Source organism: Microbacterium sp. Leaf203, assembly GCF_001421275.1.
Lineage (GTDB): Bacteria > Actinomycetota > Actinomycetes > Actinomycetales > Microbacteriaceae > Microbacterium > Microbacterium testaceum_A.
In genome coordinates, this window is record NZ_LMKF01000022.1 from 528889 (window position 1) to 549401 (window position 20513).

Annotated in this window: 22 protein-coding genes and 2 tRNA genes; 15 read left to right on the forward strand and 9 right to left on the reverse strand. The window is 67.2% G+C overall.

Annotated features, from left to right (window positions below; translation table 11 throughout):
• Positions 1–15: 15 nt before the first annotated feature.
• The 4 genes from yidC to rpmH are packed head-to-tail and all read right to left on the reverse strand — an operon-like array spanning position 16 to position 1929.
• Positions 16–1089 (reverse strand): membrane protein insertase YidC, encoded by a 1074-nt coding sequence (gene yidC, locus ASE56_RS03675; RefSeq protein ID WP_200914113.1) that lies wholly within the window; start codon positions 1087–1089, stop codon positions 16–18.
• A 2-nt stretch (positions 1090–1091) separates the two neighbouring features.
• Complete coding sequence (gene yidD, locus ASE56_RS03680) at positions 1092–1448, reverse strand: membrane protein insertion efficiency factor YidD (RefSeq protein ID WP_143017815.1); 357 nt, start codon at positions 1446–1448, stop codon at positions 1092–1094.
• Positions 1445–1783, reverse strand: coding sequence for a ribonuclease P protein component (gene rnpA, locus ASE56_RS03685; RefSeq protein WP_056225054.1), 339 nt, complete (start codon positions 1781–1783; stop codon positions 1445–1447). Before rnpA ends, yidD begins: the two co-directional genes overlap by 4 nt.
• An 8-nt stretch (positions 1784–1791) precedes the next feature.
• Positions 1792–1929 carry a 50S ribosomal protein L34 gene (rpmH, locus tag ASE56_RS03690; RefSeq protein WP_013584598.1) on the reverse strand — a complete coding sequence of 46 codons (138 nt, stop codon included), beginning with the start codon at positions 1927–1929 and terminating at the stop codon, positions 1792–1794.
• 295 nt (positions 1930–2224) lie between these two features.
• On the opposite strand from rpmH, the gene dnaA reads away from it, so the two are divergent.
• The 9 genes from dnaA to ASE56_RS03735 all read left to right on the forward strand — a co-directional run bounded on the left by dnaA (position 2225) and on the right by ASE56_RS03735 (position 12389).
• On the forward strand, positions 2225–3649 hold the full coding sequence (dnaA, locus tag ASE56_RS03695) for a chromosomal replication initiator protein DnaA (protein ID WP_056225058.1): 1425 nt from the start codon (positions 2225–2227) through the stop codon (positions 3647–3649).
• Positions 3650–4101: 452 nt separating this feature from the next.
• Positions 4102–5253, forward strand: coding sequence for a DNA polymerase III subunit beta (gene dnaN / locus ASE56_RS03700; RefSeq protein ID WP_056225062.1), 1152 nt, complete (start codon positions 4102–4104; stop codon positions 5251–5253).
• Between the two features lie 45 nt (positions 5254–5298).
• On the forward strand, positions 5299–6453 hold the full coding sequence (recF, locus tag ASE56_RS03705; protein WP_056225064.1) for a DNA replication/repair protein RecF: 1155 nt from the start codon (positions 5299–5301) through the stop codon (positions 6451–6453).
• Positions 6446–6934: a DUF721 domain-containing protein gene (locus ASE56_RS03710; RefSeq protein ID WP_056225066.1), complete on the forward strand. Its 489-nt coding sequence runs from the start codon at positions 6446–6448 to the stop codon at positions 6932–6934. Before recF ends, ASE56_RS03710 begins: the two co-directional genes overlap by 8 nt.
• A gap of 119 nt (positions 6935–7053) precedes the next feature.
• Positions 7054–9087, forward strand: coding sequence for a DNA topoisomerase (ATP-hydrolyzing) subunit B (gene gyrB / locus ASE56_RS03715; RefSeq protein WP_056225069.1), 2034 nt, complete (start codon positions 7054–7056; stop codon positions 9085–9087).
• Between the two features lie 47 nt (positions 9088–9134).
• Positions 9135–11765, forward strand: coding sequence for a DNA gyrase subunit A (gyrA, locus tag ASE56_RS03720; RefSeq protein ID WP_056225072.1), 2631 nt, complete (start codon positions 9135–9137; stop codon positions 11763–11765).
• Positions 11762–12163, forward strand: a complete 402-nt coding sequence (locus ASE56_RS03725) for a DUF3566 domain-containing protein (RefSeq protein ID WP_056225075.1) — start codon at positions 11762–11764, stop codon at positions 12161–12163. Before gyrA ends, ASE56_RS03725 begins: the two co-directional genes overlap by 4 nt.
• Before the next feature lie 65 nt (positions 12164–12228).
• A tRNA-Ile gene (locus ASE56_RS03730) sits at positions 12229–12302 on the forward strand.
• 14 nt (positions 12303–12316) lie between these two features.
• Positions 12317–12389: transfer RNA gene (locus ASE56_RS03735), tRNA-Ala, on the forward strand.
• Positions 12390–12446: 57 nt separating this feature from the next.
• Here ASE56_RS03735 and ASE56_RS03740 read toward each other — a convergent pair.
• Positions 12447–13709, reverse strand: a complete 1263-nt coding sequence (locus ASE56_RS03740) for an acyltransferase (protein ID WP_056225077.1) — start codon at positions 13707–13709, stop codon at positions 12447–12449.
• Between the two features lie 76 nt (positions 13710–13785).
• Between ASE56_RS03740 and ASE56_RS03745 the strand changes: the two genes are divergently transcribed.
• On the forward strand, positions 13786–14217 hold the full coding sequence (locus tag ASE56_RS03745) for an NUDIX hydrolase (RefSeq protein ID WP_056225080.1): 432 nt from the start codon (positions 13786–13788) through the stop codon (positions 14215–14217).
• Positions 14218–14220: 3 nt separating this feature from the next.
• On the opposite strand, the gene ASE56_RS03750 is transcribed toward ASE56_RS03745, so the two are convergent.
• Positions 14221–14694 carry an aminoacyl-tRNA deacylase gene (locus ASE56_RS03750; RefSeq protein WP_056228145.1) on the reverse strand — a complete coding sequence of 158 codons (474 nt, stop codon included), beginning with the start codon at positions 14692–14694 and terminating at the stop codon, positions 14221–14223.
• A complete protein-coding gene (locus ASE56_RS03755) occupies positions 14691–15263 on the reverse strand; it encodes a hypothetical protein (protein ID WP_056225083.1) in 573 nt (190 codons plus the stop codon). The genes ASE56_RS03750 and ASE56_RS03755 overlap by 4 nt, the downstream gene beginning before the upstream one ends.
• 100 nt (positions 15264–15363) lie before the next feature.
• Between ASE56_RS03755 and ASE56_RS03760 the strand changes: the two genes are divergently transcribed.
• Both ASE56_RS03760 and ASE56_RS03765 read left to right on the forward strand, forming a co-directional pair.
• Positions 15364–15921: a peptidylprolyl isomerase gene (locus tag ASE56_RS03760; protein ID WP_056225086.1), complete on the forward strand. Its 558-nt coding sequence runs from the start codon at positions 15364–15366 to the stop codon at positions 15919–15921.
• A gap of 18 nt (positions 15922–15939) precedes the next feature.
• Positions 15940–16866 carry a rhomboid family intramembrane serine protease gene (locus tag ASE56_RS03765; protein WP_056225089.1) on the forward strand — a complete coding sequence of 309 codons (927 nt, stop codon included), beginning with the start codon at positions 15940–15942 and terminating at the stop codon, positions 16864–16866.
• Positions 16867–16917: 51 nt separating this feature from the next.
• Here the strand turns inward: ASE56_RS03765 and ASE56_RS03770 are convergent, their stop codons facing one another.
• The gene (locus ASE56_RS03770; RefSeq protein ID WP_056225093.1) at positions 16918–17157 is read right to left on the reverse strand and encodes a cell division protein CrgA; all 240 of its coding nucleotides are present in this window, start codon (positions 17155–17157) and stop codon (positions 16918–16920) included.
• Positions 17158–17211: 54 nt separating this feature from the next.
• Between ASE56_RS03770 and ASE56_RS03775 the strand changes: the two genes are divergently transcribed.
• Genes ASE56_RS03775 through ASE56_RS03780 form a run of 3 tightly spaced genes read left to right on the forward strand, consistent with a single transcriptional unit; the run spans position 17212 to position 18814 of the window.
• Positions 17212–18006: a class E sortase gene (locus ASE56_RS03775; protein WP_056225094.1), complete on the forward strand. Its 795-nt coding sequence runs from the start codon at positions 17212–17214 to the stop codon at positions 18004–18006.
• Entirely contained in the window at positions 18006–18161 is a 156-nt protein-coding gene (locus ASE56_RS17310; RefSeq protein WP_164481586.1) for a hypothetical protein, read from the forward strand. Before ASE56_RS03775 ends, ASE56_RS17310 begins: the two co-directional genes overlap by 1 nt.
• On the forward strand, positions 18158–18814 hold the full coding sequence (locus ASE56_RS03780) for an aminodeoxychorismate/anthranilate synthase component II (protein WP_056225097.1): 657 nt from the start codon (positions 18158–18160) through the stop codon (positions 18812–18814). Before ASE56_RS17310 ends, ASE56_RS03780 begins: the two co-directional genes overlap by 4 nt.
• Here ASE56_RS03780 and pknB read toward each other — a convergent pair.
• Entirely contained in the window at positions 18786–20486 is a 1701-nt protein-coding gene (gene pknB, locus ASE56_RS03785; RefSeq protein ID WP_056225100.1) for a Stk1 family PASTA domain-containing Ser/Thr kinase, read from the reverse strand. The genes ASE56_RS03780 and pknB overlap by 29 nt on opposite strands.
• Positions 20487–20513: the final 27 nt, after the last annotated feature.

A 20513-nucleotide genomic window follows, 5' to 3' on the forward strand; every position in this document is an offset into this window, starting at 1 on the left:
CGTGATCTCCGGTTCTCAGGAGGCGGGTGCGGAGCCGGCGTTGCCGGTGGATCCACCCGCGGCACCGGTGTTCTTCGTGGACTGCTGCTTCTTCGCGCGCTGCTTTCCGACCGGCTGCTGACGCTTCGGCTGGGCTGCGCGAGCCTTCTCAGCCTCTTCGAGGAGGCGCTCCTGCTCGGCGCGATACTTCTCGACCGGGACGACCTTGCCCGACGAGTCGATGGCCTTGCCCTTGCGCGCCAGGCGCTCCTCGCGAGCCTTGGCGGCGTCGGAACCGGGCGTCGGCATCTCACGGATGACCACGAACTGCTGCACCATCGTCCACAGGTTGCTGACGAACCAGTAGATGACGACACCGAGCGGGAAGAAGACGCCCGAGAAGATGAAGGCCAGCGGCAGGATGTAGAGCATGATCTTCTGCATCTGGTACGCCTGACCGGTCTTGGCCTCGGGCGACAGGTTCTTCGAGATGATCTGCAGCTGCGTGAAGAACTGCGAACCGATCATGAGCACGACGAGCGTGAGCAGGATAGCGACGGTGACCTGCCCGTCGGGCTGGCTCCACGCCGTGACGAGGTTGACGTGCATGGATGCCACGTCGAACAGGCGCGCGTCGTAGAACTCGGTCGTGAGCTCGGGCGTGAGCAGGCCCACGCCACCGATGCCGCTCGCCGCGTGCTTCGAGACGTCGTTCAGCACGCTGAAGAGGGCGAAGAAGATCGGCATCTGCACGAGCAGCGGGAGGCAGCTCGAGACGGGCGTCGTCCCGTGCTTCTTATACAGCGCCATCGTCTCGCGGCTCATGGCCTCGCGGGAGAGCTGGTCGCGCTTGCCCTTGTACTTCTCCTGAACCTTGCGCAGCTCAGGAGCAATCTCCATCATCTTGCGCTGGCTCTTGATCTGCTTCACGAACAGCGGGATCAGAGCGGCGCGCACGATCAGCACGAGGCCGACGATCGACAGCACCCAGGTCAGACCGGCGGCCGGGGCCATGCCCAGCGCGGTGAAGAGCGCGTGCCATCCGACCAGCACGAGTTCGACCATCCATTTCAATGGCCAGAGGATGGTCCCAATGAGATCGAATTGCACGATCAGTCCTTTCGGGAGGGCACGACGAATCCGTGCCGAGTGAGTTCGTGGCGGAAGGCCCGATGAGGACGGACGTCGTCGATGCCACCCTGAGCCCAGGGATGGCAGCGTGCGAGACGGGCCGCGGTGAACGCGATGCCCTTCACGAGTCCATGCTGCTGCACGGCGCCCACCGAATAGGCGGAGCAGGACGGGTAGTACTTGCACACGTCGCCGTAGACGTGCGAGATGGTCGCTCGATACGCGTGCAACAGCGCCAGCCCCGCATTGCGGGGGAGGAGCGGGATGGATGCCACGACACCGTCGGCCGAGAGACGGCCAGCCCCCGTGGAGGAGGTCGGGAGAGTCGAAGCGCTCATACCGATGCTTTTCGTTCGAGGCATCGCACCACATCGGCGCGAAGCGTCGGGTAGTCGACGGTCGCCGCCGATGGCAGCGCACGGATGACAATCGAGGCGCCCCCGCGAACAGACGGGAGCGCCTCGGCGCACACCGCCTTGAGGCGGCGGCGAATGGTGTTGCGGGTGACCGCGGAGCCGACCTGGCGGCTCACGATGAAGCCGAACCGGGGCGAACCACTTTCGGCCGAGGTTCCGACGTAGGTCACGGTGTGCGCTCCGGCACAGCGAGTGCCCCGTCGGACCGTGGCTTTGTAGTCCGATCCGCGGGTGAGTCGGTTCGGCTTCGCGAGCACCGGGGCTGTCAGGCCGAGAGCTCGGTGCGGCCCTTGGCGCGACGGGCCGCGAGGATGCCACGGCCGGCGCGCGTACGCATACGGGCGCGGAAGCCGTGCTTCTTGGCGCGGCGGCGGTTGTTGGGCTGGAAGGTGCGCTTGCTCATGGGTCACTCCGGAGGTGATGTCGCCCGATGCTCTTCTGCCGGGGACGGGGGTCGGGACTGCCGTATAGGCATAAGTCAACCGACTAAGGCTACGTCGCGAGCGGCGTTAACTCAAACCGAGAACGCGACCGCCCATTATCCCCAGGCGTTGTCCACAAGCGTGGCAAAGACACGCGACCGAGTCCTACAGTGGATTTTGCTCCGACTGAGCCGCGAACTAGCGTGGCCCCGGAAGTTATCCACAGGTTCGACGCGACACGTCGATCTGCCGTCGCGTCAAGATCCCGGAGGGGATATGTCTCTGCACGAAGCACCGGATGTGCCCGTCTGGTCATCCGTGCTGGACCAGCTTCTCACCGATGATCGCGTCACCCCGCAACTCCACGGCTTCTTGAACCTCGCCGTTCCGCAGGGTGTGATGGGCGGGACGCTCTATCTCGACGTGCCGAACGATCTGACCGCGGCGCAGTTCAACAAGCGCATGCGCGCCCCCATCCTCGAGGCGCTCGCCCAGGTACAGGGAGACGACCCGCAGATCGGCACGTTCCGAGTCGTCGTCAACCCCGACGTCATCGAAACCCAGCGCAGCTCGTCGGCGGCGCCGAGTGAAGAGCGCGCGATACAGGCCGCCCCCACGCACGCCGCCCTCAAAGAGCAGGCACCCGAGCCGATCGTTCCCGCGTCCCGCAACGACACGCGCCTCAACCCGAAGTACACCTTCGACAATTTCGTCATCGGCCAGTCCAACCGCTTCGCCCACGCCGCCGCGGTCGCCGTGGCCGAGGCGCCGGCGAAGGCGTACAACCCGCTGTTCATCTACGGGGACTCCGGGCTCGGCAAGACCCACCTCCTCCACGCGATCGGCGACTACGCCGCGAGCATGTATGCCGGCATCCGTGTCCGCTACGTGTCGAGCGAGGAGTTCACGAACGACTTCATCAACTCGATCGCCAACAACCGCGGCTCTGCTTTCCAAGCGCGCTACCGCGACGTCGACATCCTCCTGATCGACGACATCCAGTTCCTGCAGGGTCGCGCCGAGACGCAGGAAGCGTTCTTCCACACTTTCAACACGCTGCACGATCACGACAAGCAGGTCGTCATCACCAGCGACCTTCCGCCGAAGCAGCTCACCGGCTTCGAAGACCGCATGCGGAGTCGCTTCGAGTGGGGCCTGATCACCGACGTGCAGGCACCCGACCTCGAGACCCGCATCGCGATCCTGCGTAAGAAGGCCCAGAGCGAGCGCCTGCTGATCCCCGACGACGTGCTCGAATACATCGCCACGGTGGTGTCGTCGAACATCCGTGAACTCGAAGGCGCCCTCATCCGCGTCTCGGCGTTCGCGAGCCTCAACCGCTCGACGCTCGACATGTCCCTGGCTCAGACGGTGCTGCGCGACATCATCGACCAGGACGACGCGAACGTGATCTCGCCGACCGACATCATCACGGCGACCGCCCAGTACTTCAAGCTGTCGGTGGACGACCTGTACGGCTCGAGCCGCTCCCAGGCCGTGGCCACCGCCCGACAGATCGCCATGTACCTGTGCCGCGAGCGCACGAGCCTGTCGCTGCCGAAGATCGGGCAGCTCTTCGGCAACCGCGACCACACGACCGTGATGTACGCCTACAAGAAGATCAGCGACCTGATGAAGGAGCGTCGATCGATCTTCAACCAGGTGTCCGAGATCACGAGCCAACTCGGACGCATGCGCTGAGCGCCCGTCTGCGGAAGGGGTCCGACCACGATCGTGGTTCGGGCCCCTTTTCTCGTTTTCGGCCCCTGATCAGGTCCTGAAGGGCGCTCAGCAGTAGTTTTCACCGAGGTTCTGCACAGTGTGGAAAACCTGTGGATAACTCTCTTTTCCTCGGGATGATCTGTGCACTGCGCTGTTAACACTGTGGAAGACGGGCGATCGACCCCGCGACCCCGACGCGTTAAGTGCCCAGGCTGTCCGCAGCTCCTCCACAGTTAACGGAGCCCGACATCCCTGCTGTTAACACGCGTGTCGAGAGTTATCCACACTCTCCACAGCTGTTAACAAGATGAAGATCCCAAATCATTGTTAAGAGAGATTCGATGACCTTGCCGTGGAGACGTCGGTCGACAGGCTCGGTCGGACGTGGGCACTAGCATGGGTAAGCCATACCCGCCGTCAAGGGAGCACCCGTGAAGTTCCACGTCAATCGCGATGTGTTCAGCGAAGCCGTCTCGTTCGTGGTCAAGCTCCTGCCGCAGCGCAATCCGCAGCCGATCCTGGCCGGTGTGCTGATCGAGGCCAACGAGCAGGGCCTCACCCTCGCCGCCTTCGACTACGAAGCATCCGCGCGAACGACGATCGAAGCGACCGTCGACGAGCCGGGCACGATCCTGGTCCACGGCCGCCTCCTCAGCGACATCGCCAGCCGTCTGCCGAACGCACCCATCCAGATCGCCGTCGACGACGACGGCGGCATACTGCTCACGTGCGGATCGGCGCGGTTCACGCTCGCCTCCATGCCGGTGCAGGAATACCCCGCCATCCCCGAGGTCACCGGAGAATCCGGCCTCGTGCCGGCCGACGAGTTCGCCACGGCCATCGCGCAGGTCGCCTTCGCGGCGTCCCGCGACGACGTCACGCCCGTCCTCACGGGTGTGCAGCTCGAGGTCTCCGGCACGCGGCTGAGCCTGGTCGCGACCGACCGCTACCGCGTCGCCCTGCGCGAGATCCCGTGGGACGGCGGTGCCGCGGCATCCGACGAGCCCACCTCGGCCCTCGTGCCGGCCCGTACTCTCCAGGAGGTCGGTAAGACGTTCGCCCACGGTGGCGACATCTCGATCGCGTTCTCGGGTTCGGGCGATCGCGAGATCATCGCCTTCTCGTCGGGCAACAAGACCGTCACCTCGCTGCTGATCAAGGGCAACTTCCCGCCGGTCCGTCGCCTGTTCCCCGCGCAGACCGAGCACCACAGCGTGGTCAACACCGCGGAGCTCATCGAAGCTGTCCGTCGTGTCGCACTCGTGCTCGACCGCTCCGCGCCGCTGCGTTTCACCTTCGGTCCCGACGGCGTCTCGATGGATGCGTCCGGCACCGAGCAGGCTCGCGCCACCGAGTCAGTCGACGCGACGCTCGTCGGCGACGAGGTCACCCTCGGTCTCAACCCGCAGTACCTGATCGAGTCGCTGGGTGCCGTGCGCAGCGAGTTCACGCGCATCACCTTCACCTCGAGCGACAACGCGAACAAGCTCAGCCCCGTGCTGGTCACTCCGCAGACGTCGGTCGAGAAGGGCGGCGAGGGGACGTTCAAGTACCTCCTGCAGCCCAACCTCCTCCTCCGCTGAGCTGCGTCTCGCTGCCGTGTCGGAGGTGGCGGGTAGTCTGACTCGGTGATCGTGGAGCAGCTGGGACTGAAGGACTTCCGCAATTACGCGGAAGCCGACGTCTCGCTCTCTCCGGGAGCGAACGTCTTCGTCGGTCGCAACGGTCAGGGCAAGACGAATCTCGTCGAAGCCGTCGCGTATCTGGCCACCCTCGGCTCGCACCGCGTCTCGAACGACGCGCCCCTCGTCAGAGACGGAACGGATGCCGCGATCGTGCGCGCGCGACTGGCCCACGGCGAGCGGAGCGTGCTCCTCGAGCTCCAACTCAATCGCCAGGGCGCCAACAAGGCACGGGTCAACGGCGTCAATGTGCGGACATCGGAGCTTCCCCGGTACGCGCAGGTGGTCCTGTTCGCTCCCGAAGACCTGCAGATCGTCCGGGGGGATCCCTCCGCTCGTCGTCGCTTCGCGGATCAGCTGATCGTGCAGCGCACCCCGCGCATGGCCGCCGTCCTCGGCGACTACGACCGGGTCCTGCGCCAGCGCAGCGCTCTGCTCAAATCGGCGCGCGCCCGCGGCCTCCGCGGCGACGCGCTCAGCACCCTCGACGTGTGGGACGACAAGCTGGTCACCCTCGGCACCGAGGTGATCGAGGCGCGGAGCGCGTTGGCATCCGATCTCTCCGATCCCGTCGCCCGGGCGTACGCCGCGATCGCCGGCGCCGATCACGAACCGCGCCTGTCGTGGGCGCTCTCGGTCGGCGGGGGCGACCCCGAAGAGGGCGACGCGGTCGATGGTGCGGGCTCGAGCGAGCCGCTGGCCGACCAGTTCCGCGCGGCCCTCGTCGCGAAGCGACCGGCCGAGCTCGAGCGCGGACTCACGCTGGTCGGACCCCACCGCGACGACCTCGTGCTGCGCGTGCGCGGCCTGCCGGTGAAGGGTTACGCCTCGCACGGCGAATCGTGGTCCGTCGCGCTCGCGCTGCGGTTGGCCTCGGCCGAGATCCTCCGCGCGGAGTCGCGGCTGGGAGACCCCGTCCTCATCCTCGACGACGTCTTCGCCGAGCTCGACGCCGGACGCCGGACGCGATTGGCGGAGCTCGCCGGCGGGTACGAGCAGGTCATCGTGACCGCCGCCGTCGAAGAAGACGTCCCCGACGGGCTGCGCGCCCATGTCGTGCGCGTCGACGCCGGGCGCATTCGGGACATCGACGATGAATGACGACGCGGAGATCCCCGAGACCATGTCGACGTATCTGCGTCTGCGCGGTCTCGAGCCGTCGCCGTATCGCAAGAAGAAGCGTCGGCGCCGCGCCGACGACGGCGAGAACGCCCCGTTCACCCCGGGGCGGGACCCGCGCGGGTTGGGCGATGTGCTGTCCTCGCTCACCAAGTCCGCTGGATGGGACCCCCAGCTCTCGCGCGAGGACCTCGTGCGCACGTGGGACGAAGTCGCCGGAGCCGACACCGCGGCGCACACACGTCCCGTCGCCCTGGACGGTGGAACCCTCACCGTCCAGGCCGATTCCACGGCGTGGGCCAAGCAACTACAGTTCATGCGCGCGCAGATCCTCTCGGAGATCCTCCGCCGCTTCCCCGATGCCGGTGTCGAGGCGATCCGGTTCGTGGGCCCCGACGTCCCCTCTTGGAAATGGGGGCCCAGAGCCGTTCCAGGCCGCGGTCCGCGCGATACCTACGGCTGAGCCATGGTCGATCCCGGCTTGACGTGATTTATCCCCGCATTGGGGCGTACAAGCCATTTGGAAGGCCCTTCCGCGATAGGATGGAGGTTCCGACGAACCGATCTGGAGCGCGCGTACCCATGACGTCCGAAAACCCCGACAGCGTTTCCGAGGAACCCGAAGCGACCAGCAAGAAGGTTCCCAACGAGTACGGGGCAGACGCCATCCAGGTGCTCGAAGGTCTCGAGGCGGTCCGCAAGCGACCGGGCATGTACATCGGCTCCACCGGTGAGCGCGGCCTTCACCACCTCGTGCAGGAGATCGTCGACAACTCCGTCGACGAGGCCCTCGCCGGCTACTGCGACACCATCGAGGTGACGATCCTCAGCGATGGCGCCGTGCGCGTGGTCGACAACGGTCGCGGCATCCCGGTTGACATGCACCGCACCGAGGGCAAGTCGACCGTCGAGGTCGTCCTCACCGTCCTGCACGCCGGCGGCAAGTTCGGCGGCGGGGGCTACGCGGTCTCGGGCGGTCTGCACGGTGTCGGCTCGTCCGTCGTCAACGCCCTCTCGACGCGCCTCGAGGTCGAGGTCAAGCGTCAGGGTCACGTGTGGCGTCAGTCGTTCCGCGACGGCGGCGTGCCCCTCGCTCCCCTCGCGCAGGGCGAAGAGAGCGACGCGACCGGCACGACGATCACCTTCTGGCCGGATGCCACGATCTTCGACACCATCGACTTCGACTACGACACGCTGCGCACGCGCTTCCAGCAGATGGCCTTCCTCAACAAGGGTCTGCGCATCAGCCTGCGCGACGAGCGCCCCCAGTCGCTGATCACGGAGGGCGAGCCGGGTGAAGAGGTCACCGACGCCCGCCACGACACGTTCCTCTACGAGCGCGGCCTCGTCGACTACGTCGAGCACCTCAACCGCGTGCGCAAGGCCGACGTGGTCAACGACGAGATCATCGAGGTCGAGTCCGAGGACACCGAGCGCAAGATCGCGCTCGAGCTGGCCATGCAGTGGACGACGGCGTACACCGAGAACGTCTTCACCTACGCGAACACCATCAACACCCACGAGGGTGGAACGCACGAAGAGGGCTTCCGCGCCGCTCTGACGACGCTCGTCAACCGCTACGCGCGCGCGAACAACCTGCTCAAAGAGAAAGACGACAACCTCACCGGCGACGACATCCGCGAGGGTCTCACCGCCGTCATCTCGGTGAAGCTGTCGGAGCCGCAGTTCGAGGGCCAGACCAAGACCAAGCTCGGCAACACCGAGGCCCGCGCCTACGTGCAGAAGGTCGTCGGCGACAAGCTCGGCGACTGGTTCGACCGCAACCCGGCGCAGGCGAAGAACATCATCCGCAAGGCGATCGACGCCGCCACCGCCCGTCTCGCCGCTCGCAAGGCGCGCGAGACCGCTCGTCGCAAGAGCGTCTTCGAGTCGGCCGCGATGCCCGACAAGCTCAAGGACTGCACCTCGAAGGACCCCTCGATCAGCGAGATCTTCCTCGTCGAGGGTGACTCGGCCGGCGGCTCGGCCGTGCAGGGTCGCGACCCGCACACGCAGGCGATCCTGGCGTTGCGCGGCAAGATCCTCAACGTCGAGCGTGCGCGCCTCGACCGCGCACTGGGCAACAAAGAAGTGCAGGCGATGATCCAGGCCTTCGGCACGGGCATCGGCGAAGACTTCGACATGGCCAAGGCCCGGTACCACAAGATCGTGCTCATGGCCGATGCCGACGTCGACGGCCAGCACATCACCACGCTGCTGCTGACCCTGCTCTTCCGCTACATGCGCGGACTCATCGAGGCGGGCTTCGTCTACCTCGCGCAGCCCCCGCTGTACCGCCTGAAGTGGTCGAACCACCCGCACGAGTACGCGTACAGCGACCGCGAGCGCGACGCGATGCTCGTCGACGGTCAGGCCTCCGGACGCCGCATCCCCAAGGACAACGGCATCCAGCGCTACAAGGGTCTCGGCGAGATGAACGACCACGAGCTGTGGGAGACCACGATGGACCCCGAGACCCGCACGCTGAAGCAGGTCACCATCGACGACGCCGCCTCGGCCGACGAGATCTTCTCGGTGCTCATGGGAGAAGACGTCGAGTCGCGTCGCAGCTTCATCCAGCGCAACGCCAAAGACGTCCGCTTCCTCGACATCTGATCCGCACGACAGATCTCGCTCCGACGTATTCACGAAACTGAGAAGACATGGCTGACGACACCACTCCCGGGCCCGCCGACGCGCGCGAAGAAGGCGCTCACAACCACGGCAAGATCGACCAGGTCGACCTGCAGCTCGAGATGCAGCGGAGCTACCTCGACTACGCGATGAGCGTCATCGTCGGGCGCGCCCTGCCCGACGTCCGCGACGGCCTCAAGCCCGTGCACCGCCGTGTGATCTACGGCATGTACGACGGCGGCTTCCGCCCTGACAAGTCGTTCTCGAAGTGCGCCCGCGTCGTCGGCGAGGTCATGGGGCACTACCACCCGCACGGTGACGCCCCCATCTACGACGCCCTCGTGCGTCTCGTGCAGCCGTGGTCGCTGCGCTACCCGCTGGCGCTCGGCCAGGGCAACTTCGGCTCACCCGGCAACCAGGGCGCGGCCGCCCCGCGTTACACCGAGACCAAGATGGCCCCCCTCGCGCTCGAGATGGTGCGCGACATCGAAGAAGAGACCGTCGACTTCGAGGACAACTACGACGGCCAGACGCAGGAGCCCACGGTCCTGCCGGCGCGCTTCCCGAACCTGCTGGTCAACGGCTCGGTCGGCATCGCCGTCGGTATGGCCACGAACATCCCGCCGCACAACCTGCGCGAGGTCGCGGCCGGTGCCCTCTGGGCCCTCGAGAACCCGGATGCCACGCGCGAGGAACTGCTCGAGGCGCTCATGGAGCGCATCCCCGGCCCCGACTTCCCCACGCACGCCCAGATCCTCGGTACTCGTGGCATCAAGGACGCGTACCGCACCGGGCGCGGTTCGATCACGATGCGCGCCGTGGTCAACATCGAAGAGATCCAGGGCCGCACGTGCCTCGTGATCACCGAGCTGCCATACCAGGTCAACCCCGACAACGTCGCCGTCAAGATCGGCGACCTCGCCCGCGAGGGCAAGATCACGGGCGTCGCCGACATCCGCGACGAGAGCTCGGGTCGTACCGGCCAGCGCCTCGTCGTCGTGCTCAAGCGCGATGCGGTCGCGAAGGTCGTGCTGAACAACCTCTACAAGCACACCCAGCTGCAGGAGAACTTCGGCGCCAACATGCTGGCGATCGTCGACGGCGTGCCGCGCACGCTCTCGCTCGACGGCTTCATCAGCCTGTGGATCGACCACCAGGTCGAGGTCATCGTCCGCCGCACGCGTTACCGCCTGCGCAAGGCCGAAGAGCGCATGCACATCCTGCGCGGCTACCTCAAGGCGCTCGACGCGCTCGACGAGGTCATCGCGCTCATCCGTCGCTCGCCGACTGCTCAGGATGCCAACGAGGGGCTGCAGAAGCTCCTCGACATCGACGACATCCAGGCGCAGGCGATCCTCGACATGCAGCTGCGTCGTCTCGCCGCCCTCGAGCGCCAGAAGATCGTCGACGAGGCGACCGAGCTCGAAGCCCGCATCGCGGACTACAACGACATCCTCGCCACTCCCTCCCGCCAGCGCACCATCATCCGCGACGAGCTCACGGCGATCGTCGACCGCTTCGGCGACGACCGTCGCACCGAGATCCTGCACGGGTTCGACGGCGACGTCTCGATCGAAGACCTCATCGCCGAAGAAGAGATGGTCGTCACCGTCACCCGCGACGGCTACATCAAGCGCACGCGCAGCGACAACTACCGCTCGCAGCACCGCGGCGGCAAGGGCGTGAAGGGTGCGCAGCTGCGCGCCGACGACGTGGTCGAGCACTTCTTCGTCACCACGACCCACCACTGGCTGCTGTTCTTCACGAACAAGGGCCGCGTGTACCGCTCCAAGGCGTACGAGGTCCCCGAGGCCGGGCGCGATGCGAAGGGCCAGCACGTCGCGAACCTGCTCGCGCTGCAGCCCGACGAAGAGATCGCGCAGATCCTCGACATCCGCGACTACAGCGTCGCCACGTACCTCGTGCTCGCCACCCGCAACGGTCTGGTCAAGAAGACCCGTCTCGACGAGTACGACACGAACCGCCAGGGCGGCGTCATCGCCATCAAGCTCCGCGGCCAGGTCGCGGACGACACCGACGACGCCGAGCAGGGCGGTGCCGACGAGCTGGTCAGCGCAATGCTGGTCGACGAGGGCGACGACATCCTCCTGATCAGCCGCCTGGGGCAGTCGCTGCGCTTCTCCGCCACCGACAGCGCGTTGCGCCCCATGGGCCGGTCGACGTCGGGCGTGAAGGGCATGGACTTCCGTGAGGGCGACAGCCTGCTCTCGGCATCCGTCGCCAAGGACGACGAGTTCGTGTTCGTCGTGACCGAGGGAGGCTATGCCAAGCGCACCGCCGTCACCGAATACCGGATGCAGAATCGCGGCGGTCTGGGCATCAAGGTGGCCCGTCTGACCGACGACCGCGGCGTGCTCGCGGGCGGAATGATGGTGTCGGAGGGCGACGAGGTCCTCGTGGTTCTTGCCAGCGGCAAGGTGGTACGCTCTGCCGTGGCCGAGGTCCCCGCCAAGGGGCGCGACACCATGGGTGTCGTGTTCGCACGAGCCGGAGGTGATGACAGGATCATCGCCATCGCTCGCAACGCAGAGCGGAACCTGACCGAGACGACGGAGACGATCACGGAGCCCACCGCTTCTTCCGCGGATGAGGCCGACGCCTCCTCTTCCGAGACCCCCGAGGAAAGTACTGACGCATGAGCACGGTAGCCGACAAGCTCGCCAAGAAGTCGACTCACAAGACCCCCGCCAAGCAGGTCCGCCTGCGTCTGGTGTACATCGACTTCTGGTCGGCGGTGAAGCTGTCGTTCCTGGCGGCGGTCGCTCTGGCCATCGTCACCGTCGTGTCGTACTTCCTCATCTACCTCGTCGTCTCGGCGACGCTGCTGACGAAGCTCGATGAGTTCTTCACGAGCTTCACCGACGGTGGGGCGACCCTGTCGCAGTACGTGGGCCTGCCGCAGGTGATGGCGTTCGCCGCCATCGTCGCCATCCTCAACCTCGTCATCGTCACCGTGCTCGGCGCCGTGATGGCGGGTATCTACAACCTGGCGGTGAAGGTCACCGGTGGCCTTCTCGTCGGGTTCACCTCGAACTGACGCCGATTCGTCAAAACCTCGCGAGTCCGGTAAAGTCTTCGAGGTTGACATCACGTCAGCGAGACGGGGCTATAGCTCAGGCGGTTAGAGCGCTTCACTGATAATGAAGAGGTCCCAGGTTCAAGTCCTGGTAGCCCCACCCCTTTCCCTCGCGGGGCCTTAGCTCAGCTGGTAGAGCGCCTGCTTTGCAAGCAGGATGTCAGGAGTTCGAATCTCCTAGGCTCCACATTCGAGAACGAAGAGCCGGTCCCTCAGGACCGGCTCTTCGCCTTTTCCCCGTGGATCACCCCGCGGCGCGTCGTCGCCCCGCACGGAGAAGAATCACCGATACCGCGTAGAGCACGGCTCCCGATACCGCCAGCACCGTGTTCATGCCCTCCAGCGTGACGGCGAACGGCGGGAGGAACGCACACACCCACGCGATCGCGAGCACCACAGCGCCCGGAGGCGGGGGCAGCTCGCCCAGTGCCTCGAACTGCACCAGGACCAGCGAGAGCAGCCACAGCACCACGGCCGTCGCGGCGAAGACGAGCGGGCGGGTCGCCCACCACTCCGGGCTCGCCGGGGTCGGCGCAGCACCGGGGATCAGCAGCGCGACACCCGAGACGATGAGGATGACGGGCAGGTGCCACAGGTACACCGTCATCAGCCGGGAGCCGATCACGAACACGACCGCCTGGGCGGCCTTCGTGCGCATCAGGGCGGTGAGAAGGGGCTTGGCCAGACGCAGCAGGCAGGCCTGCGCGAGCCCGAACAGCACGAGCGGGAGCGTCGGCGGGTTGAGGTTGGCGAGCATGTTGTTCGAGTAGGGCCCCCAGATCACGACGGCACCGACGACGAGGTAACTGCCGGCCGCGAGACCGAGAAGAGACAGCGACGAACGGTGGTCGAACCATCCGTCGCGGTACCAGTAGCCCAGCTGCTGGATCAGGGGCCAGACGAACAACAGGTTCACGTACCCCAGCTCTTGGACCCCCGAGGCGAAGCGCAGCGCGTCGACCGCGATCACCGCGACCAGAAGCATCGCGACCGTGCGGCGGGGCGCGACCTCGTGCCAGTGCGTCGTGAGCGGAACCACGGCCTGGCAGAGCAGGTACGCCGCGAGGAACCACAGCGGCATCCCCACTCCCACCACCGCGGCATCGACGAGCGACGGATCCACTCCGACGAGGGCGGCGACCACGAGGACGGCCGCGACGACGAGGAACAGCGGAAGCGCCGGTTGCGCGAGTCGCAGAGCGCGGGAGCGAATGAAGCCGCGCGCGTCGCCACCCCGACTCGTCCACGTCGCCCAGCCGGCGGCGGAGGCGAAACCGCCCACGACGAAGAAGAGCGGCATGATCTGCCCGAACCAGGTCGCGGTGTCGAACCACGGCTGCATCTCGGCGGGTCGCGAGGTCACGATCGCGCCGTCGGGACCCCGACCGACGCCCACCTGGAGCAGGTGCACGACGACCACGAAGCACACGGCCGTGACGCGGGCGAGATCCAGCGTGAGGTCGCGTCGCGAGACGTCGGGCGTCGACGGAGAGAGCTCAGTGCGCATGGGACCATCGTGGCGCGACCCGGACGTCCGTCGTCAACTCCGACACGCGGGTGAAACCCGTCGCTAGAGTTCGGTCATGGACATGCGCGTGGCCGCGTACGCCGTCGTGACCGACGCAGACGACCGCGTGCTGCTCGCCCACTGGATCGACGGACGACGGGGAGCGTGGACCCTGCCGGGCGGCGGCCTCGAGGACGGTGAAGACCCCGCCCAGGCGGTGCGCCGGGAGGTGCGCGAGGAGACGGGGTTCCGTGTCGTGGTCGACGAACTGCTCGGCATCCACTCCCGGGTGATCCCCGCCGAGGCGCGGCTCGCCGACGGCGCCACAGGCCCTCTGCACGCGCTCCGGATCGTCTACCGGGCTCGCGTCGTGGGCGGTCGCCTGCGGTTCGAGAAGGACGGTTCGACCGATCGCGCGGAGTGGTTCACCCTCACCGCGACCCGCAAGCTGCGGCGGGTTCAGCTCGTCGATGTGGCTCTGCGGATGGCCGGCATCCTCGGCTCGTGAGCCTCAGGCGCGTTCGGCGGTGATGTCGGCGACCGTCGCGCCGTAGGCGGCGATCAGATCGTCCGCGTCGACGAACAAGCTGTATCCGTGCGCTCCCGCGCCCATGGCGATCCGCGACCCGACGATGCGTTCGTCGGCGTACACGGGCCAGTCGGTCGAGCTGCCGATCGGGACGATGGTGCCCCGTTCATAACCCGTCGCGGCGAGGGCCAGCTCGGGCTCGGGCAGGCGCAGCTTGTTCACGCCGACCACCGCGCGCAGCTTCGGCCACGAGATGGCGCGATCGCCCGGGACCAGCGCGAACAGATAGGTGTCGTCCGAACGCTTGACGACCAGCGTCTTCACGATCGAGGCAGAGGGGATGCCGAGCGACTCGGCCGCCTCGTCGAGGCTCGACGCCGCGGGACGCTCGCGCACATCGACAGAGAGGCCGCGCTCTCGCGCGGCCTCTCTGACTCTGATGGTGGGATCGCTCACGCGTCCGGCGCGCGCAGCGGGTCGTCCGCCACCCACAGCTCGTCGTCGGCGCGCAGCGTCTGCCACGCGGCGTACGCGACGCCGGCAGCGGCGACCACGCCCAGGATGATGGCGATGACGCCGCCGGCGCCGATGCCGTCGTGCTGCGAGGGAAGCTTTTTGGCGAGACGCTTCGACGCCTGCTTGCCGTACTTCTCGGCACGCTTGGCGTACTTGTGGGTGTCGAGCTCGAAGCCGCGACCCTTGGCGAGACGGTCGCGGGTGTCGCCCGCGGCGTCCCACACCGACATCGCTCCGCCGACCACGGCACCGGCCGCGGGGACCACCTTGTGGCTGAGGAAGCGGTTGCTGTACTTCACGCTCTTGTCGACGTACGGAGCGGCGTACTTGTTGTACCCGTCCTGCACGGCGGGGACGAGGTCTTCGCGGCTGAAGCGACCGAGCTGGTGGCCGGCTTCACGAGCGACCTTCCCGCTCTCGCCCAGCAGCACCTGCTGCGACTCCCACACCTTCGCGGCGTGCTTCTGGAGCTTGCGCAGTTCCTTCTTGCTCTTGCGGCTGAGGCCCACGGCTCATCCTCCCTGTCGATGGGATGTACGTTCGTTCATCTTGCCAGAACGGGTCGCTGACGCCGCCGACCCTTGCAGATAACTCTGAGAGAATGTACTCATGGCCAACCACACCGCCGTCGCGACCCTGCACACCAACCACGGCGACATCGTCGTCAACCTGTTCGGAGACCACGCTCCGCGTACCGTCCGTAACTTCGTCGGGCTCTCCGACGGAACCCAGGAGTGGACGAACCCGGCTACGGGCGCCAAGGGTGAGGGTCCTCTGTACAAGGACGTCATCTTCCACCGCATCATCCCCAACTTCATGATCCAGGGCGGCGACCCCCTCGGTCAGGGCATCGGTGGCCCCGGATACAACTTCAACGACGAGATCAGCCCCGAGCTCGACTTCACCCAGCCCTACAAGCTGGCCATGGCCAACGCCGGTCTGCGCCGCAACGCCATCACCGGCCAGGCCGAGGGCACCAACGGCTCGCAGTTCTTCATCACGACCGACCCGACCCCGTGGCTCCAGGGCAAGCACACGATCTTCGGCGAGGTCGCCGACGACGCGTCCAAGGCCGTCGTCGACAAGATCGCCTCCGTCCCCACCGCCGCGGGCGACCGTCCGATCGAGCCCGTCGTGCTCCAGTCGGTCGACGTCGTCTCGGTCTGACCTCTCAGGCGGCGGCGGGTGTCCACGACTGAGGAGTTCCGTCGCAACAGCGACAACTTCTGTTACCGGCATCCCGACCGGCAGAGCTTCGTGCTGTGCCAGCGGTGCATGCGCACCGTGTGTTCGGAGTGCCGCACACCTGCCGCCGTCGGCGTCATCTGCCCGGAGTGCATGGCGCAGCAACGCGCCGCGCAGACCCCCGCGCAGAAGAAGGCTCAGCGCCGCTGGGCCTCTCGGCCCATGTCGGTCGTGTCGTCCGGCCGACCGCAGATGACCCTCGGCATCATCGCCGTCACGGGCCTGGTCTACATTATCGGGCTCATCCCGGGCGTGGGCGGCGTCGTGTCGAACCTGCTCGCGTTCAACAGCCTCTACGTGCTGCCGCAGGCCGGTTTCATCGAGCCGTGGCGCCTGTTCACCGTGGCCCTCGTCCACAGCGGGTTCTTCCACGTGGGCCTGAACATGCTCGCGCTCTGGTTCATCGGGCGCAGCCTCGAGCCGCTTCTCGGTCGCGCGCGGTTCCTAGCGCTCTACCTGATCGGTGCCCTCGGCGGCTCGGTCGCCGTCGCGCTCCTCGCCCCCGGGGTGTGGACCGTGGGAGCGTCCGGCGCGATCTTCGCGCTCTTCGGTGCCCTGCTCGTGATCGGACGCCACATCGGCGCGGACATCCGCGTCATCGCCGTGCTGATCACCATCAACTTCGCGTGGCCGTTCGCGATCGCCGGCATCAACGCGATCGGGTCGGGCGACTTCGCCGGCTCGCTCGCCGCGGTGGGGATCTCGTGGCAGGCGCACCTGGGCGGACTGATCACCGGCGCCGGCGTCGGACTGATCTACGCGCGAACGCGCGCAGCGACGCAGAAGCGGGTACAGATCGTCCTGCTCGTCCTTCTCAGCGTGCTCCTGATCGCACTGCTCGCGATCCCTGCTGTGTTCTACGTCTGAGAGTTATCCACAGCCCCATCCACAGGTGGGGATGAATTACACGTGTGTAAGTCAGCGCCACTTCGTGGTCATGAGGAACCCGATGAACGCGATGCCGAAGCCGATCACGAGGTTCCACGGACCGATGCCGGGGATCGGGAACTGCGAGTTGCTGAGATAGAACACCAGCACCCACACGAGGCCGATGAGCATGAGGCCGATCATGATGGGCAGGAACCACACCGGGTTCGGAGCCGATCCGCCTTTGTTGCGCTCAGCGATCGGGTCTTCGCCTTTGCCAGTTCGAGCCATGCCGGACAGTCTAACGGTCAGGTGCGCGTGGTCCCGCGGAACTAGACTGCCCCCGTGCAGACCGTCGACCAGCCGCAGACCCGCCGGGGATCACGGCGCGGTCGCGTTCCGCGCCGGCGGGTGTCCGTGATCGGGGTCATCGGCGATCTGCTGGTCACCGCGGGCGTTCTCGTCCTGCTCTTCGTCGTCTGGCAGCTCTGGATCGGCGACGCCATCATCGGCGCGCAGTTCAAGGATCAGGGCAGAGAGATCAGCGAGCAGTGGGCCACCAATCCGCCGCCGTCGGCGCCCCTGCCCACGACGACCGCTCCCGCTCAACCGGCAGCACCCCCCACGGCCGACCCGCCCGCCCTCGAGCAATCGAAAGACGCGCAGATCTTCGGCGTCGTCTACATCCCGCGCCTCGGCCCTGATTACCACTTCCCGGTCGCCGGGGGAGTCAGCTCGTCCCGCACCCTCGATCCGATCGGTCTCGGTCACTACCCCGACTCCGCCATGCCCGGGCAGGTGGGCAATTTCGCCATCGCCGGCCACCGCGGCAGCCACGGGGCGCCGTTCGCGGACCTGCCGTCGTTGCGCATCGGCGATGCCATTGTCGTCGAGACCGAGGGCGGGTGGTACACCTACCGGTTCCGCAACATCGAATACGTGCGTCCCGACGGCGTGAACGTCCTGCTGCCGACACCCCAGCAGCCGCAGATCGAGGCGACGGACCGCGTCATCACGATGACCACCTGCAGCCCGCGCTACGGCTTCTCGGAGAGAGCGATCGGCTACGGCGTGTTCGAGTCCTTCACCCCGCGGACCGACGCCGGTCCGCCGACGTCTCTGACCTCTGGAGCAGCCTGATGTACGGAGCCCTGTGGCGCGTCCTCCCCGGTCCGTGGTGGGTGCGTCTGCTGATCGTCCTGGTGCTGCTCGCGGCCGTTCTGTACGGCCTCTTCTTCTACGTCTTCCCCTGGGTGAGCGACCTCGTCTATCCCCAGGAGGTCACGGTCGAGTGAGTCCCTGGCGCGTCGTCGTCGTCGACAATCGCGACAGCTTCGTCCACACCCTCGCCGGCTACGTCCGAGACCTCGGGGCCGAGACCATCATGATCGCGGCGGACGATCCCGGGCTGCCGGATCTCGCCGTGCGTGACGCACAGGCGATCCTCGTCTCACCCGGCCCCGGTCACCCCGACGACGCCGGGCACTCGGTCGCCGTGGTGCACGCGGCGCTGGGTGCCGGCATCCCTCTTCTGGGGGTCTGTCTCGGACATCAGGCCATCGCGACGGCGTTCGGCGGACGCGTCGGGCATGCGCCGGAACTGCTGCACGGGATCACGAGCGTCATCCGGCACGGGGGAGACGGGGTGTTCGCCGATCTTCCCGACGCCTTCGTCGCCACCCGCTACCACTCGCTCTCCGTCGACGCGGAGTCTCTCCCGGCGGAGCTGGAGGTGACGGCGCGGACCGACGCAGGAGTGGTGATGGGCCTCCGGCACCGGACCGCGTCGATCGAGGGCGTGCAATTCCACCCCGAGAGCGTGCTGACCGAGGGCGGACATGTGCTGCTCGGCCGCTGGCTCGAGAACGCCGGACTTTCGGGCGCCGCTGTACGCGGCTCCCGACTTCACCCGCGCGGGGTCAGGCGCCCGAACACACCGTCAGCGTGATCTCGCTGTGCACCGGGACCTCACCCGGGGCGAGAGACTGCGTCTTGACCGTCGGGGGCGTCGCGGCCTTGCAGCCGGGATCCTGTTGCGTCTTGACCGTCAACTGCTTCGCGTCGGACTCCAGCTCGCGCTGGGCCGCCTCGAGGGTGTAGCCGGTGTAGTCGACGATGACCACCTGTCCGCTGGCGACCACGAGGTTCACCGTGGTGCCCTTCGCGACCTCGGCGCCCGACTCGACGCTCGAGGAGATGATCGTTCCGGCGGCGAGAGCGGGATCGTCCTGGCGGCGGATCGAGCCGACCGACAGTCCCGCGTTCTGCAGCGCTGTCCGCGCCTCGCTCTCGGTGATCCCGTCCAGGGTCGGAACCGTGGCCGTATCGGGTCCGGTCGAGACGTAGACCGTGATCCTCTGCCCGGCGGTGACGTTCGTCCCGGCCTCGGGGACCGTGCTCACGACATTTCCGGCGGCGACCTTCTCGTCGGACTCGTTCACGCGACTGGTGGTCAGCTGCTGGCCCTCGAGGGTCTCGACCGCGCGGTCGTACGACATGTCGACGACGTTGGGGACCGTGTACGCGCTGGTGGGCACGTCGTTGCTCGGCTGGATCTGCATGACCCAGATGAGGACGGCCACGAGGAGCACGGCGAGCACGGTGACGCCCGCCCAGATCCAGGCCACCGGGGGGCCGGGCTGCGTGCGGCGCATCGTGGTGTCGGTGCTGAGCTGCCGCAGCGAACGCGCGGTCTCGGCCGCCTGACGCGGGTTCGGGCCGTACAGTTCGTTCGACAACGCCGACATCTGGCGCTTCGTGGGGCCTTTGCCGTCGACGGTCTCGTCGAGGGCTTCGCGGAAGCTCGCGGCGTCCTGCGGGCGCTGGAACGGGTCCTTCGCGAGGGCGCGGAGGACGATGGCGTCGAGCGCTCGCGGTACCGTCTCGACGATCTCGCTGGGCGGGACCGGGGCCTCGCTGACGTGCTGGTACGCGACGGCCACGGGGGTGTCGCCGCGGAACGGGGGTCGACCCGTGAGGAGCTCGTACAGCACGACGCCGGTGGAGTAGAGGTCTGCGCGGGCGTCGACGGACTCGCCCTTGGCCTGCTCGGGCGAGAAGTACGCCGCCGTGCCGACGATCGCCGTGGTCTCGGCGACCGTGGACGAGGAGTCGGACACCGCGCGGGCGATACCGAAGTCCATCACCTTGACGCGACCGGAGTCGGTGATCATCACGTTTCCGGGCTTGATGTCGCGGTGGACGACACCGGCACGATGCGAGTACTCCAGAGCCTCCAGGATGCCGTCGACGTACCGCAGCGCGTCATCGGTGGGCACGGGTCCCTCGGCGATGACGTCCTTGAGCAGACGGCCGTGCACGAGCTCCATGACGATGTACGGAACCGGGCGCTCGTGGCCGTCGACGCCCGTCTCGACGTCCTCGCCCGCGTCGAAGACCCGCACGATCGTGGGGTGGGCCATGCGCGAGGCCGCCTGTGCCTCGAGGCGGAACCGTGTGCGGAACGCGGCGTCGCCCGCCAAATCGGCCTTCAGGACCTTGATCGCGACCGTGCGCCCGAGCGTCTGGTCGTAACCGCGATAGACGCTGGCCATGCCGCCGCGACCGATGAGGTCGTCGACGCGGTAGCGCCCGGAAAGGACGCGCGTCTCAGTGGTCACGGGTGGAGCTCCTGGCGTGGGGGATGG

Coding starts and splice junctions, on each gene's coding strand:
- yidD (WP_143017815.1), bottom strand. CDS start 1,448: ATGAGCGCTTCGACTCTCCCGACCTCCTCCACGGGGGCTGGCCGTCTC.
- rpmH (WP_013584598.1), bottom strand. CDS start 1,929: ATGAGCAAGCGCACCTTCCAGCCCAACAACCGCCGCCGCGCCAAGAAG.
- dnaA (WP_056225058.1), top strand. CDS start 2,225: ATGTCTCTGCACGAAGCACCGGATGTGCCCGTCTGGTCATCCGTGCTG.
- ASE56_RS03710 (WP_056225066.1), top strand. CDS start 6,446: ATGAATGACGACGCGGAGATCCCCGAGACCATGTCGACGTATCTGCGT.
- gyrB (WP_056225069.1), top strand. CDS start 7,054: ATGACGTCCGAAAACCCCGACAGCGTTTCCGAGGAACCCGAAGCGACC.
- gyrA (WP_056225072.1), top strand. CDS start 9,135: ATGGCTGACGACACCACTCCCGGGCCCGCCGACGCGCGCGAAGAAGGC.
- ASE56_RS03725 (WP_056225075.1), top strand. CDS start 11,762: ATGAGCACGGTAGCCGACAAGCTCGCCAAGAAGTCGACTCACAAGACC.
- ASE56_RS03740 (WP_056225077.1), bottom strand. CDS start 13,709: ATGCGCACTGAGCTCTCTCCGTCGACGCCCGACGTCTCGCGACGCGAC.
- ASE56_RS03745 (WP_056225080.1), top strand. CDS start 13,786: ATGGACATGCGCGTGGCCGCGTACGCCGTCGTGACCGACGCAGACGAC.
- ASE56_RS03760 (WP_056225086.1), top strand. CDS start 15,364: ATGGCCAACCACACCGCCGTCGCGACCCTGCACACCAACCACGGCGAC.
- ASE56_RS03770 (WP_056225093.1), bottom strand. CDS start 17,157: ATGGCTCGAACTGGCAAAGGCGAAGACCCGATCGCTGAGCGCAACAAA.
- ASE56_RS17310 (WP_164481586.1), top strand. CDS start 18,006: ATGTACGGAGCCCTGTGGCGCGTCCTCCCCGGTCCGTGGTGGGTGCGT.